This is a genomic window from Massilia aurea (genome assembly GCF_024753205.1).
GTDB lineage: Bacteria > Pseudomonadota > Gammaproteobacteria > Burkholderiales > Burkholderiaceae_D > Telluria > Telluria aurea.
The window spans coordinates 367,591-382,909 of sequence record NZ_JANUGZ010000003.1 but is presented as its reverse complement, the minus strand read 5'-3'; the positions used below and the strand labels follow the sequence as shown (position 1 = coordinate 382,909).

The window sequence follows — 15,319 nt, the reverse complement described above, 5'->3', positions numbered from 1 at the left end:
ATGCCCCACGACGACCAGCGACCCGACCCCGACGCACTGCTTGCGCAACTGCGCGAGCAGGACCGGCGCGCCGCGCGCGGCCGCCTGCGCATCTATTTCGGCGCCTCGGCCGGTGTGGGCAAGACCTACGCCATGCTGCAAGAGGCGCGCAAGCTGCAGCGCGAGGGCGCCGCGCCGCTGGTGGGCATCATCGAAACCCATGGGCGCACCGAGACGGCGCGCCTGCTCGACGGGCTCGAACTGCTGCCGCGGCGGCGCATCGATTATCGCGGCAAGACGCTCGACGAATTCGACCTCGACGCCGCGCTGGCGCGTGCGCCCGGCGTGATCCTGGTCGACGAACTGGCGCATTCGAACGCGCCCGGTTCGCGCCATCCCAAACGCTGGCAGGACGTCGAAGAACTGCTGGCAGCGGGCATCGACGTGCTCACGACCGTCAACGTGCAGCACCTGGAAAGCCTGAACGACGTGGTGGGCGGCATCGCCGGCATCCGGGTGGCCGAGACGGTGCCCGATCGCGTGTTCGACAGCGCCGATGAAATCGTGATGGTCGACCTGACGGCCGACGCGCTGCTGGCACGGCTGAAAGAGGGCAAGGTGTATCAGCCGCAGCAGGCCGAGCGCGCTGCCGGTAATTTCTTCAAAAAGGGCAACCTGATCGCGCTGCGCGAACTGGCGCTGCGGCGCACGGCCGACCGTGTCGAAGGCGACGTGCGCGCCTGGCGCGAAGCGCAATCGATCGACGCGATCTGGAAGACCGGCGCCGGCCTGCTGGTGTGCCTCGGGCCGGGAACGCACGCCGAACACGTCGTACGCAGCAGTGCGCGCATGGCGTCGCAACTGGGTACGGGCTGGCATGCGGTGTATGTCGAGACGGCGCGCCTGGGCAAGCTGCCCGAGGTCGCGCGGGCCCGCATCATGGACACACTCAAGCTCGCGCACAGCCTGGGCGCCACCACGGCCGTGCTGTCGGGCGAGGACATCGCGGCCAGCACGCTCGATTACGCGCGCGACCATAACCTGTCGCGCATCGCGCTGGGCCGGGATGGTTCGCGCTGGCCGTGGCGCCGGCGCACGGCGCGCCGCCTCGCACGGCTCGCGCCGGGCGTGGACCTGATCGAGATCGGGCAGCCGGCGGTGCCGCCTGCTGCGAGCGGCGCGATGGCGGCTGCAGCTGCACCTGAGCCGCCGCGCCAGCCTTTGCTGCCGCACGCGTTGGCTGCCGGTGCGTGCCTTCTCATGGCACTGGTGGCCACGCCGCTGCGGCCGTGGCTCGATCTGGCCAATATCGTCATGCTGTTCCTGCTGGTGGTGCTGCTCGTGGCCATGCGCTTCGGGCGGGCGCCATCGGTCACCGCCACCTGCGTCGGCGTGGCCAGTTTCGATTTCTTCTTCGTGCCGCCGCGTTTCGATTTCGCGGTCAGCGACGTGCAGTACCTCATCACGTTTTCCGTGATGCTGGCCGTGGGCCTGATCACCGGGCACCTGACGGCCGGCCTGCGCTTCCAGGCACGGGTGGCTGCGCAGCGTGAGCGGCGCGTGCGCGCGCTGTACGAATTTGCGCGCGAGTTGTCGGGCGCGCTGGCCGCGTCGCAGGTGTTCGAGTCCAGCCGCGCCGTGATCCAGAATGCGTTCGGCGCGCGCGCCACGCTGCTGGTGCCCGATGCCGATGAGCGGCTCGGCATGCCAGCGGCGGACGATGGCGGCGCGACTGGACAGGCGCCCGGCAACGTCGACCTGGGCATCGCCCAGTGGGCGTACGACCACGCGCAGCCGGCGGGCCTGGGCACGGACACGCTGCCGGCCTGCCCGTTGTTCTACCTGCCGCTGGTGGCGCCGATGCGCACCCGCGGCGTGCTGGCGATCGAGCCGGAAGGCGGGCGCTGGGTACTGATTCCCGAGCAGCGCCGCCAGCTCGATGCGTTGGCGGCGCTGGCCGCGATCGCGCTCGAGCGCGTGCACTACGTCGAGGTCGCGCAGGCGGCATTGGTGAACATGGAATCGGAGCGGCTGCGCAATTCTCTGCTGGCGGCGCTGTCGCACGATCTGCGCACGCCGCTCACGGCGCTGGTCGGCTTGTCCGAATCGCTATTGCGCGGCCAGCCGGCGCTGCCTGCCAATTCGCTGGCGCTGGCGCAGGCGCTGCATGATGAAGCGGTGCGCATGGGGACCCTGGTGGCGAACTTGCTGGACATGGCGCGCATCGAAAGCGGGGAAGTGCGCTTCAACCTGGAATGGCAGGCGCTCGAAGAAGTCATCGGCAGCGCACTGCGCGCCTGCGGCGCGGCGCTGCGCCAGCATACAGTCACGGTGCGCTTGCCGCCCGACATGCCGCTGGTGCGTTTCGACGCCGTGCTGATCGAACGCGTGCTGTGCAACCTCGTTGAAAATGCCGCAAAATACACGCCGCCCGGCTCGCGCATCGAGATCGCCGCGATGACGCGCGGTGCCTGGATCGACGTCACGGTGAGTGACGACGGACCTGGCCTGCGCGCCGGCAGTGAAGAAGCAATCTTCGAAAAATTCACGCGCGGCGAGCGTGAATCGGCGCTGCCCGGCGTGGGCCTGGGCCTGGCAATCTGCCGCGCGATCATCGGTGCACATGGCGGCATGATCCGCGCCTGCACATCAACCCTGGGCGGCGCCGGCTTCGTGTTCTCGCTGCCGGCCGGCAGCCCCCCTGAACTGGACTTGCTGTCGATGGAGACAAACGATGCTTGACGCGCCTTGCGCACTGCTGGTCGAGGACGAGCCGCAGATCCGCCGCTTCGTGCGCGCCGCGCTCGAACAGGAAGGCTGGCAGGTGCACGAGTCGGTGAGCATGGCGCGCGGCCTGATCGACGCCGGCACGCGCCGCCCCGACCTGATCGTGCTCGACCTCGGCCTGCCGGACGGCGACGGCATCGACTTCATCCACGACGTGCGCAAATGGTCGGCGGTGCCGATCATCGTGCTGTCGGCGCGCGTGGCCGAGAGCGAGAAAATCCGCGCCCTCGACGCCGGCGCCGACGACTACCTGACCAAACCCTTCGGCACTGGCGAACTACTCGCCCGCGTGCGCGCCACGCTGCGCCGCCAGCGCCAACCCGCCGCCGGCGGCGACAGCAAAACGCACTTCAGCGACGTCTCAGTCGACCTGCAAGACCGTGTGGTCACACGAAACGGCGAACACGTCCACTTAACGCCTACCGAATACCGCCTGCTCGCCGTCCTGGTCAGCAACGCCGGCCGCGTGATGACGGCCCCGCAGCTCTTGCGCGCCGTCTGGGGCCCCGGCCACGCCGAAAGCGGCCACTACCTGCGCATCTACATGGGCCACCTGCGCCACAAACTCGAACCCGACCCCACCCAACCCCGCCACCTCCTCACCGAAACCGGCGTCGGCTACCGCCTCTGGCTGGGCTAATAATCCCCCAAATCAATGTTAAATAAATTAGGGTCAGAGTAGAATTAAAAAGCAATTTTCAAAGTTGCCAGTTAATTCGACTCTGACCCTAATTAATTTGCAACGATTTCCCAAAATCTAAATTAGGGTCAGAGTCGAATTGTTTGACAACATTCGATTATTGCCCAATAAATCTACTCTGACCCTAATTAATTCTGTCTTTTTGCGAATAGTTTTCTTGTGCTATCGAATTCTATGGCCAAAAGAAAGAGCCCCGAATCATTTAAAAACGCCGCGAATTCGATTTAATGAAACCAGGAATCAAACCATCGAAAAATGGCGATCAATTGCTCAATAATTCGACTCTGACCCTAATTAATTTGCAAGAGTTTCTGCGAGAATAAATTAGGGTCGGAGTCGAATTGTTTGACAACTTTGGGTAATTGCCCAATAAATCTACTCTGACCCTAGTTGTTGGGGAGGCCTTGGCCGCCGATGGGTTCGGTTTCGAAGCGTTCGCCGAAGCCGGCGATGATGGGGCGGGCTTGTTTGATGGCGGCTTGGACTGATGGGAGGGTCAGTGAGGCCTTGTGATTGTCTTGCGAGTCCCAGGTTTCGGTGATCCAGATGGCGTCGGCGTCCTGCTTGTCTTTGGCGATGATGTAGGCCAGGCAGCCAGGCATGGCGGTGGTGCCTTCGAGCAGGATGGCGATGAGGGCGTCGCGTTGGCCAGGGGTAGAGCGCATTTTTCCGATCAGACCGTACATGCGGGGTGTCTCTTTCATCGTGGTGGTGGTGACGGGTGGTGCGGCGGCGCGGGCCTGGGTCAGCGGCAATGCTGCCAGCGCCCCAAGCAGCTTGCGGCGGGATACGGTCATGCCTGTCCTCGCGTGGAATTGTCCTGAGGAAGTATAGGTGTGCCCCCTGGCGTCGCCAAGCACAAACGGGCGTCTTGGCGCATTCGATGCAGGTCGGGTTAAGATGGCTTTTCCACCATCCTGTCACGAAAGCCTCGATGCGACTTCATCCTCTTGCCCTGGCCGTCAGCGCCTGCATTTTCTCCGTCTCCCAGGCTGCGCATGCGCAGCAGCCGGCCGCCGTGTCCGAGACCGCACTGCGCGCCCACCTGTCCTTCCTTGCCGACGATCTGCTCGAAGGCCGCGGCACCGGCCAGCGCGGCGGCGATCTGGCTGTGCGCTATCTGGAAACCCAGGCTGCGCTGATTGGCCTCAAGCCCATCCCCGGCGGCGGCTATCGCCAGAAGGTCGAGATCGAGGGCAGCAAACTTCTCAGCGGCAGCGCCACCTTCACGGCTGGCGGGAAGACCTTCAAGCCGGAGCTGGGCAAGGGCATTGTCATGGGCACCAAGAGCGGCAACGAGAACCTGTCGTTCAATGCGCCTCTCGTCTTCGTCGGCTACGGCGCCGCAGCGCCCGAAGAACAATGGGACGACTACAAGGGCCTCGACGCCAAGGGCAAGATCCTCGTCATGATGGTCGACGATCCCCAGCCCACCGCCGAGGAGCCCAACCGCTTCGCCGGCAAGGCCTACACCTGGTATGGCCGCTGGGTCTACAAATTCGAGGAAGCCGCGCGCCGTGGCGCGGCCGGCGTGCTGTTGATCCACACGACGCCATCGAGCTCCTATCCGTGGAGCGTGCCAGCCAATGGCTTCGGCAATGAGCGCTTTGGCCTCAAGGGCCCGGGCAATCCGATGGAAGGCTGGCTGCACGAAGACACGGCGCGCGAGCTGTTCGCGGCCGGTGGCCATGACCTCGACAAGCTGCGCGCGCAGGCCGAGCGCCGTGATTTTCGCCCGGTTGACCTGAAGGTCGCGGGGCATGTCGAATTGCGCTCGGCGATCCGGCCGGTCGAGCAGTTCAACGTGATCGGCATCGTGCCCGGCACCGACGCCAAACTGAAAGAGCAGGCCGTCGTGTATTCGTCGCACTGGGATCACATGGGCATGGCCGAACTGAAGGCCGGCGACGATCCGAAGGCCGACCGCATCTACAACGGCGCGATCGATAACGCATCGGGCACGGCGGCGCTCCTGGTGATGGCAGCCGAAGCGGTCAAGAAGCCGGCCAAGCGCACCCAGATTTTCTTGTGGCCCGCTGCCGAAGAACAGGGCCTGCTGGGCGCGGCCGCGTATGTCGCCAACCCAGTCTGGCCGCTGGCGCAAACGGCCGCCGACCTCAATCTCGACAGCCTGAACTTCGTCGGCCGCACCCGCGATATCGGTGTCGCCGGCGCGGAGCGCAGCAGCCTGTACGAGACGTCGAGCCAGGTGGCCAGGTCGATGGGTCTGAAGATCGCGCCAAGCACGCCGGACATGTCGGGCGCCTACTTCCGCGCCGACCACTTCGCCTTCGCCAAGGCGGGCGTGCCGGCGTTTAACGTCGGCTCTGCCGTGTTCTCGGGCGATGGCCACTTCGAGTTCGAACAGCACCAGAGCGAATCGAGCACCAACATCAAGGGCTTCAAGGACCACTACCACCAGGTCAGCGATGCATACCGGCCCGAGTGGGATTTGTCCGGCATGGTGCAGCAGGCCCAGTTCACCCTCAACCTCGGTTACGCGGTCGCCAACGCGCCCGGTATGCCGACCTGGAAGAAGGGCGAAGCCTTCGGTAGCGTCAAGCGCAAATAGGTTCGTCGCCAGCCCTCACACGGCTCACACGGCAGCGGCGGCGCCACTGGCCGCCGCTGTCAAAATGCGATCCAGGTCGGTCATGTCCACCGGCTTGACCAGATGATGGTCGAACCCGGCCTGGCTGCTGGCATCGCGATCCTGCGACTGGCCATAGCCGGTGACGGCCACCAGCAAGGCGTTCGCGGTCGCCGGTGCTGCGCGCAACTGGCGCGCCAGTTCGTGGCCATCCATCCCGGGCAGGCCGATGTCGAGCAGGCAGGCGTCGGGCACGAACTGCGCGGCGCGCCGCAAGGCGTCGAACGGATCGTGTTCGACCGCCACCTCATGCCCGGCTGCGCTGACGTACATCGCCAGCACCTGCGCCGCATCGATATTGTCGTCCACCACCAGCACCTTAAGCTGCTGCAGCGTGCCCGCCTCGGGCGTGTTGGCAGTGCTAATGCCGGCGCTGCGCTCCTCGCTGCGCGGCAGCGTCACGATGAAGGTGCTGCCCAGACCCTGGCCCGGGCTCTCCACGCGCACGCTGCCGCCATGCAGCTGCACCAGGCTGCGCACCAGCGCGAGCCCGATTCCCAGGCCGCCCTGCGTGCGGTCGGGCGTGCGTTCGCCCTGCACGAACATCTCGAATGCACGGTCCAGTTCTTCGGGCAGCATGCCGATGCCGTTGTCGGCCACCACGATGCGCAGGCGCGACGCGTCCAGTTCGAGCGCCACGCGCAGCTTGCCGCCGGCGGGCGTGAACTTGACTGCGTTGTGCAGCAGATTGCCCACCACCTGCACCAGCCGTTTGCGGTCTCCCATCACCCAGGCCGGCGTCGCCGGCAGCGACGATGTCAGCGTGTGGCCTCGCTGGCGCAGCGGTTCCTGGACCTGTTCCATCGCTTCGGCCAGCACGTCGTTGACATCGAGGCGCACTTTCGACAGCGTCACCAGGCCGCGCGTGACGCGCGACACGTCCAGCAGGTCGTCCACCAGACCGGCCATGTGCCGTGCCTGACGCGCGATGATGCCGCTGATCTGGCGCGTGCGCGCCGGGTCGAGCGTGTCATGGCCCAGCAACTGCGCGCCGGACGCGATTGGCGCCAGCGGGTTGCGCAGCTCGTGCGCGAGCATCGCCAGGAATTCGTTCTTGCGCTGGTCGGCCTGGCGCAGCGCTTCTTCGGCGTTGACGCGGTCGGTCACGTCCTGGATCGTGCCGCGCAGCGCCGACACGCGCGCGTCGCCGTCCTGCACCGCCTCGCAATGCAGGTCGATCCAGATGCGGTGGCCGTCGGCGTGCAGTACCTGCAGTTGCAGCCTGCCGCTGCCACCGGTGCGTTGCAGCTCCCGGATCAGCGCACTGGCGCGCTGCCACGATTCTTCAGGCAGCACCGACCCGCGCTGTTCGTCGAATGGCGGCAGCTCGCGTCCGTAGATGTGCGGCACCGATTCGGACGTGATCAAGTCGCCGCCCGGCAGTTGCATGTGCCAGGTGCCGAAGCGCGCCATGCGGTGTGCGTCGCGCAGTTCGGCTTCCTTGATGGCCAGCGCTTGCGCGCGTTCGCCGAGCAGCGTCGATGCGGCGCTGATGGCCTCGGCCACTTCGGCCGCTTCCTTGACGTGCACTTGCGTGAAGCGGGGCGGCGTTTCGCCTTTGCCCAGCGCCACGGCCGGTACGGTCAGGGCCTGGACCGACCGCGCGAGGCGTCCGCCAATCTGCCAGGCCAGCCACAGGCCGACGGCAAACAGCAGCAGCACGCCGGTCAGCAGCGCGGCCAGCGGCTCGAACAGCACCTGGTTCAGGTTCGAGCGCGGCATGCCGATGGCGACGTGCCAGCCCGTGGTTTCGGAGCGCGAGTAAAAAGTGAGCAGGGCGACGCCTTCCTGCGACACCGACGGCACGATGCCTTCGCGCTGGCGCCCCATGGCGCGGAACAGCGGATCGGTGACGCGGTTGCCGACGAAGCGCTCGGGGCTCAGGTTGCGCGCGAAGATGGTGCCGCCAGCGTCGACCACCGACGCCCGTGCGCCATCCGACACGGATCGGGGCGTGAGCATGTCGTCGAAATACCCGGGCCGTACGCCGATACTCAGCACGTAGGCCACGCTGCCGTCGATCATCACCGGCACGTCGACACTGACGGTGGGCTGGCCGATGACCTTGCCGATGAAAACGCGCGAGATGCCTGGCCGGCCGCTGGCAAATACCTTTTCCAGCGAGTCGGACGGTTCGAGCGGAAGGCGTTCGCCGTAGACCACGGCGGTGTTGAGGATCTGCTGGCCGCTGCGTTCGCGCAGCACGGCGACCATGCCGTCGCCGGCCAGTTGCAGTGCCTCGCGCGCCTGGCGGTGCACGAGCGGGAAGTCGCGGTCCTGGAGCGCGTCGAGCGTCGACAGTGTCTGGGCAATGACCTGCGCCTGCAGCAGCTTGCTGTCGACCGTGTGCACGAGCGCGCGCACGGTCTGCATGGTGTTGCGCTCGAACTGGGCGCGGCTTTTCTGGTACTGATGGACGAACAGGAGCGATGCGCCGACCACCCCCGGCAACAGGGTTACCAGGACCAGCCAGAGCAAATAAGCCCGCAGTGGTCTGCGGGGCATGGTGGACGATATGCCAGTCACATTGCTTTCCAGAACGTTTAATCCGGCAAATTCTACGCCACAAACAGGTGGCGCACGCATTCCTTCAGCGAGGCTGGCAGCAGACTGTGTCGGTCAGCGCCGGTTACGCGTGAACAGTGTCTTGTAATAAATTGCCGTCGCGTGCCAGCGACCATTGGGTGTACAAGCGTATTCGGGCAACTCGCCGACTAGTTCGTAGCCACTTTGTTGCACCAGGCGCTCGGCGCCGGAACCCACTGCCGCATCCAGAAACAACAAGCCGCGGCGCAAGGCCAGTGCTTCGATCTCGAGGGCTTGCAGCAGCGCCATCCCGATGCCGCTTCGCCGTACGGTGCAGTGTACGAGCAACTGTTGCACTTCGGCGCGATTATGGCCATTTGGCTTTGTAGTTAATGCTAACTGGATAGTGCCGACCAGCACGCCGTCACGTTCCGCTGCCAACAGGACGCGCTGGCCCAGACCGACTTCTTCCGCAATGCCTTGCCAGTAGGCGTCGAGCTGCTCCTGGTCCAGGCCGTTGACGAATCCCAGTGAGTGGCCATCGGCAACCGCATCGAGGAGCAGCGTGCCCAGCGACGGCATGGATTGGGCGATGGTGCGTGGATCGAGTCTGCGGATGATCATAAAACTCCCGGAACAAAAGGTGGGTGGATTGTCCCTTTATTTAAAGCACGATGCATGCCACCGCACCCATCGGAGATGAGCAGTGTGTCATCACCTGTTGCGGACACGCCATACTTCAGGGCTTGACCAAGTTTTATTTTCTCGTATTGACATCGATCTATCGACATGACGAAAAGTCGCTTGTAATGTTCTCTCACGGTAACTATTTTCAGCGCCTGGCGCTGTACAAGGATGACCATGACAGAATCAAACAAGAAACGCCGTGCCTTGGCACTGGCAAATCTGCGCATCGGCAAACGACTGGCACTGGGCTTTGGCCTGATCTGCATCATGCTGGTCGTGATGATCGTACTGAGTAATGCAATGCTGGCCCGTACCAACGCTGGCACTGCCGAAATCGTCAACGAACGCATGCCGCGTATCGCGCTGACCACCCAGATGCAGGACCGGATCAACGATATCGCCATTTCGCTGCGCAATATGATCCTCAGCGAGAGCGGTTCCGACCACCGGCGTCAGGTCAAGGACATCATGGCCGCGCGCGCGGCGATGGACGCCATCCTGGTCAAGCTGCGGGCCTCGCTGCACAACCCGAAGGCGCTCGAGCTGCTGGCCCAGATGGACAAGGAAACCGCACTGTACAAGGCCGGGCAGGATGCGATGATCAAGCACCTCGAGGCTGAGGAAGTCGACGAGGCGCGCGCGCTGCTCGGCGAAGACCTGGGCCCGCTGCTGATGCGCCTGAAGCGGGCGACGGCCGAGCAGACCGCGCTGCAGGTTGCGATCGCGGACGAAGCCGCGCGCGACGCGGCGGTCACCTACCGCAATACCAGTCTGCTGATGTGGGGCCTGGGCGGCGTCGCATTGCTGCTGTCGGTATTGGCGGCGTGGGCGATCACGCGCTCGATCACGCGGCCGCTGGCGCAGGCGCTCACCGTGGCCAATACGGTTGCCGCCGGCGACCTGACCAGCCGCATCGAGGTGACCACGCATGACGAAACGGGCCAGCTGCTGCAAGCCCTCAAGACCATGAACGAAAACCTGGCGCGCACTGTCGGCACCGTACGCGTGGGGACCGACACGATTGCGGTGGCCGCGGCCGAAGTGGCAGCGGGCAGCCATGATCTGTCGATTCGCACCGAGCAGCAGGCCGCGGCGCTGGAAGAAGCGGCGTCGTCGATGGAAGAGCTGACGGCGACCGTACGCCAGAATGCGGACAACGCGCGCCAGGCTAATAGCATGGCGGGCCTGGCCTCGAGCGTCGCCTCGCGTGGCGGCGACGTCATCGAGCAGGTGGTCGGCACGATGGACGGCATCAACGCATCGTCCAACAAGATCAACGACATCATCGGCGTGATCGACGGCATTGCGTTCCAGACCAATATCCTGGCCTTGAATGCGGCCGTGGAGGCGGCTCGCGCGGGCGAGCAGGGCAGAGGCTTTGCCGTGGTGGCGGGCGAGGTGCGCAATCTGGCGCAGCGCTCGGCCGCGGCGGCGCGCGAAATCAAGGGCCTGATCCAGGACTCGAATGGCAACGTCGCCGAGGGCGGCAAGCTGGTGGCGCAGGCCGGCCAGACGATGCGCGAGATCGTCGACAGCGTGCGCAGCGTGACCGACATCATGACCGAGATCAGCGCCGCCAGCGTCGAGCAGACCGCCGGCATCGAGCAGATCAACCTGGCCGTAGCGCAGATGGACGAGGGCACGCAGCAGAACGCGGCGCTGGTCGAAGAGGCGGCAGCGGCGGCGACCTCGATGCGCGAGCAGGCGGCCCTGCTGGCGCAGGCAGTGGCGGTGTTCCGGATCGATGAGGTTCAGAGGCAGGGGGTGTCGGCGACCGTGGCAGTAGCAGCGCCGCAGCCGGTGGCGCCAGTGCGGGCCGTCCCGGCGCCTGCACCGGCCGCCGCACCAGCACCGGCACCGGCACCGGCCCCGCGCAAGGCAATCGCACCGGCCAAGGCATCGCCCAAGCCAGCGGCCACGTCTGGCCCAACGCCGGTGGCGGCCGGGGATTGGGAAGAGTTCTGACCTCGCGCTGAGCAAGACCCCGGGTTTTGCCGTTCAAACGGCATCGGCATTAAAAAACGGCAAGCTGCGGCTTGCCGTTTTTTTTTGCACGCACAACCAACACATGCGCAAATGAAAAAGTGCGCATCGTCCAGTATTCATTGCAATCGGGCTGGCATTGCCGGTTCGTTAGTGTGCATGCATCGTTATCGTCCGCATTCGAACTTACCCTACTTGTCGAAAAGAAATATAACGAAATCTCACGGCATTGAAAGGTAATCTCATGGAACACGCAGTCAACGATCACGAAGTACTCTCTTTCCGCCTCGGCAAGGAAGAATATGGCATCAGCATCCTCAAAGTGCAGGAAATTCGCGGCTACGAGGCGCCGACGCGCCTGGCCAATGCGCCCGAGTTTCTCAAGGGCGTCATCAATCTGCGCGGCCGGATCGTGCCGGTGGTAGACATGCGCATCAAGTTCGGTTTTGCCGATCCAGCCTATGACAGCCTGACCGTCGTGATCATCCTGAACATTGCGCAGCACGTGATCGGCATGGTGGTCGACAGCGTCTCCGAGGTCGTCACGCTCGAAGCCGACCAGATCCGCCCGGCGCCTGCCATGGGCACGCTCGACGCGGGCTACCTGCGTGGTCTCGGGACGGTCGGCGAACGCATGCTGATCCTGCTCGATATCGACGCCCTGATGCAATCCGAAGAACTTGGCGTCGTGCCGTCGCTCCCGCTGGCCGCCTGAGCCGTCCTGCAGAAAGAACAACCCCATGAAACTCGGTAATCTGAATATCGCCACGCGCCTGTCGCTTGGCTTTGGCATCGTCGGCGTCATGCTCATCGCGATGATTGTGATGAGCAATGCGTCGCTGCTGCGTGTGAACAATGGCACCAGGGATCTCGTCGAGCACCGGATCCCGGCGATCGAGATGAGCAACCGGCTGGAAGGCCAGATCAACGTCATCGCCATCGCGCTGCGCAACATGATGCTCAATGCCGAGCCGACCGACCGCCAGAAGCAGGTGGATGCGATCGGCAAGGCCCGTGTGACGATCACCTCGACCCTGACCGAAATCGAGCCGCTGCTGACGGCGCACCCCGATGAACTGGCCATCCTGCGCACGATGCAGAGCACGAGCACCAGCTACCTGACCGGCGTCACCGAACTGCTCGCCCTGATCAATGCGGGCGAGGAAGAGCCGGCCAAGGTCTATCTGACCAACGAACTGCGCCCGCGCCTGGCCAAGCTGAAGGAAGCCACTGCCGCCGAACTGGCGCTGCAAAAGGACCTGAGCGCGAAAGCTGCAGCAAGCGCCGCAACAACCTATGACAGGACGATGTGGCAAACCTGGGCCCTGGGCGGCCTGGCGCTGGCGTTCGCGGCCCTGGTGGCCACGCTCATCACGCGTTCGATCACGGTACCGGTGCGCCGCGCACTGGAAGTGGCCAATACCGTTGCCGCTGGCGACCTGACCAGCCGTATCGACGTCACCACGCAGGATGAAACCGGCCGGCTGCTGCAGGCGCTCAAGACCATGAACGAGAGCCTGGCGCGCACCGTCGGCGCCGTGCGGATTGGCACCGATACCATCGCGGTTGCCGCCGGCCAGGTGGCAGCGGGCAGCCAGGATTTGTCTGGCCGCACCGAGCAGCAAGCCGGCGCGCTGGAAGAGACGGCATCGTCAATGGAAGAACTGACGTCGACCGTCAAGCAGAACGCCGACAATGCGCGCCAGGCCAACAAGCTGGCCGAGACCGCGTCGAACGTGGCCGCGCGCGGCGGTGAAGTGATTCACCAGGTGGTCGACACGATGGACCAGATCAATGCGTCGTCGAACAAGATCAGCGACATCATCGGCGTGATCGACAGTATCGCCTTCCAGACCAATATCCTGGCGCTCAACGCGGCGGTGGAAGCGGCCCGTGCGGGCGAGCAGGGCCGCGGCTTTGCAGTCGTGGCAAGCGAAGTGCGCAATCTGGCGCAGCGTTCGGCGGCAGCGGCCAGGGAAATCAAGACGCTGATCGGCGACTCGAGCAGCAAGGTTGCCGACGGCAGCAAGCTGGTGGCGCAGGCAGGTTCCACGATGCAGGAAATCGTCGACAGCGTCCGCCGCGTGACCGACATCATGACCGAGATCAGCGCCGCCAGCGTCGAGCAGACCGCCGGCATCGAGCAGATCAACCAGGCCGTGGCGCAGATGGACGAGGGCACGCAGCAGAATGCAGCGCTGGTCGAGGAAGCGGCGGCAGCGTCGGCGTCGATGCAGGAGCAGGCAGTGATGCTGGCTGCCGCCGTCGCGGTGTTCAGGATCGATGCCGGGCAGATGGCCGAGGCGGCGCCAGCCGATGTCGCCGTTGTGCGCGCGAAGCCGGCAGCGGCACCAGCGCCGGCGGTGAAGAAGGTGGCCATTGCCCATGCCAAGCCGGCGCCGGCGCCGAGCCCGACGCGGACGCAGGCCAAGGCGCCTGTGGCTGCGGACGAGTGGGAAACGTTCTAAGCCCGTCTGTCGCTGCATGCCCGGATGACGGGCGATAAAAAAAACGGCAATCCGCAAGGCTTGCCGTTTTTTGTTGCCTGGTCTGAATGCACCAGGCGCTGTCAACGTCAGCGATGGATAGGGCTACCTGGAATGACCCCATGACCCCATGACCCCATGACCCCATGACCCCATGACTCCGTTACCCCATGGCCCCCCAAATCCCATGAGCCGGTGAGTCCAAGATCCCGTCATCCCATGACGCCGTACGCCACGTATTCCCCCTGAAACCGGTACGCTATCCGGTGCACCCAATACATCCCCTATTTAACGTTGACAGCGCCAACCGGCGAACGCCAGACGTAAAAAAACGGCAGACCCTGCGGTCTGCCGTTTTCATGTCCGTCGCGCACCAGGCGACTTGCGCCCGATGCGGTATGGCGTCGCTTAGAACGCGTGACGCACGCCGACGTTGTAGACCTGTGGGTCTGCGCCGAAGGCCGTCGCTGGCAGGGCGATGGTGCCCGATGGCGAGGTCAGCGAGAACACGCCGTTGTTGTTGTTACGCAGTTTTGCATACGATGCGTACACGTTGGTGCGCTTCGACAGGGTGTAGGTGTAGGCAACGGTGACTGCCTTGCCTTCTGCGCCGCTGGCCAGTTCTTGCTGCTGGTAGTTCAGGAAGACGCGGTTGGCGCCGAAGCCGTACGACACGCCGGCGTTCTTCTGCTCGTACTTGGCGCTTGGCAGGATGCCGGTTTCCGGATCGGCAGCCATGTAGCCAGCGCGCACTTCGAAGTCGCCGAACTTGTAGCCGATACCGGCGTTGTATTCTTTGTCATCGCCCGATGGCAGGCGCTCGACGTTCTGGTAACCAGCGCCGATGTACAGGCCAGCGTTTGCGTATTCCAGTGCAACACCGGTCACGTCGCCCGAATTCAGGTTGTTGGTTTCGACAACTTCGCCGGCGCCGTAGGCAGCGCGCAGGGTGAAGCCGCTCAGAGCGTTGCTCTGGTAGTTGACCGAGTTCGACAGGCGACGGGTCAGGCGGTTTGCGCCAAAGCCTGCCAGGTTCGAACCGTAGAAGCCCTGGCCCAGGGTGTCCGATGCGGCAGCAACGGCAGCGATCGGACCATATTCACGACCGACGGTCACGGTACCGAAGGCGCCCTGCAGGCCCACGACAGCGCGGCGCTGGAACATGTTCGAATCGGTTGCGCCGGTATCGACGGCAACAGCGGCTTCGATGTTGAACAGTGCCTTCAGACCATTGCCCAGGTCTTCGGTACCGCGGAAGCCGATGCGGCTGGCCGATTGGGTACCCGACGACACGACGGTGCGGCTGCTCGTACCTGGAGCGTCGTTGTTTTCAACGCCGATCGATGCATCGACCATACCGTACATGGTGACGCTGGTTTGAGCCTGGGCGACCAGTGGCAGTGCCGACACGAGGGCGATGGCAAGAATTTTGTGCTTCATGGATGAATCTCCAGTGTTTGTTTGTGAAATAGCCTAGTAATCATGACATGCCCGACGGACATCTGTCACCGGGTTCGCCCA

10 protein-coding genes are annotated in these 15,319 nt (G+C 64.6%); 6 read left to right on the top strand and 4 right to left on the bottom strand.

Annotated elements, in window-relative coordinates:
• Together kdpD and kdpE are read left to right on the top strand one after the other, a co-directional pair.
• Window positions 1–2,721: a two-component system sensor histidine kinase KdpD gene (gene kdpD / locus NX775_RS12345; RefSeq protein WP_258836280.1), complete on the top strand. Its 2,721-nt coding sequence runs from the start codon at window positions 1–3 to the stop codon at window positions 2,719–2,721.
• Window positions 2,714–3,406: a two-component system response regulator KdpE gene (gene kdpE / locus NX775_RS12340; protein WP_258836279.1), complete on the top strand. Its 693-nt coding sequence runs from the start codon at window positions 2,714–2,716 to the stop codon at window positions 3,404–3,406. The genes kdpD and kdpE overlap by 8 nt, the downstream gene beginning before the upstream one ends.
• Before the next feature lie 446 nt (window positions 3,407–3,852).
• Here kdpE and NX775_RS12335 read toward each other — a convergent pair whose 3' ends face one another.
• Entirely contained in the window at window positions 3,853–4,263 is a 411-nt protein-coding gene (locus NX775_RS12335; RefSeq protein ID WP_258836278.1) for a putative quinol monooxygenase, read from the bottom strand.
• A gap of 137 nt (window positions 4,264–4,400) precedes the next feature.
• Here NX775_RS12335 and NX775_RS12330 point away from each other — a divergent pair, with 137 nt between their 5' ends.
• Complete coding sequence (locus NX775_RS12330) at window positions 4,401–6,038, top strand: M28 family peptidase (RefSeq protein WP_258836277.1); 1,638 nt, start codon at window positions 4,401–4,403, stop codon at window positions 6,036–6,038.
• A gap of 24 nt (window positions 6,039–6,062) precedes the next feature.
• On the opposite strand, the gene NX775_RS12325 is transcribed toward NX775_RS12330, so the two are convergent.
• Window positions 6,063–8,621, bottom strand: coding sequence for a hybrid sensor histidine kinase/response regulator (locus NX775_RS12325; RefSeq protein ID WP_258836276.1), 2,559 nt, complete (start codon window positions 8,619–8,621; stop codon window positions 6,063–6,065).
• A 114-nt stretch (window positions 8,622–8,735) separates the two neighbouring features.
• Complete coding sequence (locus NX775_RS12320) at window positions 8,736–9,266, bottom strand: GNAT family N-acetyltransferase (RefSeq protein ID WP_258836275.1); 531 nt, start codon at window positions 9,264–9,266, stop codon at window positions 8,736–8,738.
• A 237-nt stretch (window positions 9,267–9,503) separates the two neighbouring features.
• Here NX775_RS12320 and NX775_RS12315 point away from each other — a divergent pair, with 237 nt between their 5' ends.
• The 3 genes from NX775_RS12315 to NX775_RS12305 all read left to right on the top strand — a co-directional run bounded on the left by NX775_RS12315 (window position 9,504) and on the right by NX775_RS12305 (window position 13,780).
• On the top strand, window positions 9,504–11,294 hold the full coding sequence (locus NX775_RS12315; protein WP_258836274.1) for a methyl-accepting chemotaxis protein: 1,791 nt from the start codon (window positions 9,504–9,506) through the stop codon (window positions 11,292–11,294).
• 262 nt (window positions 11,295–11,556) lie between these two features.
• Complete coding sequence (locus tag NX775_RS12310; protein ID WP_258836273.1) at window positions 11,557–12,027, top strand: chemotaxis protein CheW; 471 nt, start codon at window positions 11,557–11,559, stop codon at window positions 12,025–12,027.
• A gap of 25 nt (window positions 12,028–12,052) precedes the next feature.
• Window positions 12,053–13,780, top strand: a complete 1,728-nt coding sequence (locus NX775_RS12305) for a methyl-accepting chemotaxis protein (RefSeq protein ID WP_258836272.1) — start codon at window positions 12,053–12,055, stop codon at window positions 13,778–13,780.
• Between the two features lie 426 nt (window positions 13,781–14,206).
• On the opposite strand, the gene NX775_RS12300 is transcribed toward NX775_RS12305, so the two are convergent.
• Window positions 14,207–15,238, bottom strand: a complete 1,032-nt coding sequence (locus NX775_RS12300) for a porin (protein WP_258836271.1) — start codon at window positions 15,236–15,238, stop codon at window positions 14,207–14,209.
• Window positions 15,239–15,319: the final 81 nt, after the last annotated feature.

Excerpts from the sequence above, each read along its gene's own strand:
- kdpD (WP_258836280.1), top strand. The coding sequence starts at position 1 with ATGCCCCACGACGACCAGCGACCCGACCCCGACGCACTGCTTGCGCAA.
- NX775_RS12300 (WP_258836271.1), bottom strand. The coding sequence starts at position 15,238 with ATGAAGCACAAAATTCTTGCCATCGCCCTCGTGTCGGCACTGCCACTG.
- NX775_RS12325 (WP_258836276.1), bottom strand. The coding sequence starts at position 8,621 with ATGCCCCGCAGACCACTGCGGGCTTATTTGCTCTGGCTGGTCCTGGTA.
- NX775_RS12320 (WP_258836275.1), bottom strand. The coding sequence starts at position 9,266 with ATGATCATCCGCAGACTCGATCCACGCACCATCGCCCAATCCATGCCG.
- NX775_RS12305 (WP_258836272.1), top strand. The coding sequence starts at position 12,053 with ATGAAACTCGGTAATCTGAATATCGCCACGCGCCTGTCGCTTGGCTTT.
- NX775_RS12315 (WP_258836274.1), top strand. The coding sequence starts at position 9,504 with ATGACAGAATCAAACAAGAAACGCCGTGCCTTGGCACTGGCAAATCTG.
- kdpE (WP_258836279.1), top strand. The coding sequence starts at position 2,714 with ATGCTTGACGCGCCTTGCGCACTGCTGGTCGAGGACGAGCCGCAGATC.
- NX775_RS12330 (WP_258836277.1), top strand. The coding sequence starts at position 4,401 with ATGCGACTTCATCCTCTTGCCCTGGCCGTCAGCGCCTGCATTTTCTCC.
- NX775_RS12310 (WP_258836273.1), top strand. The coding sequence starts at position 11,557 with ATGGAACACGCAGTCAACGATCACGAAGTACTCTCTTTCCGCCTCGGC.
- NX775_RS12335 (WP_258836278.1), bottom strand. The coding sequence starts at position 4,263 with ATGACCGTATCCCGCCGCAAGCTGCTTGGGGCGCTGGCAGCATTGCCG.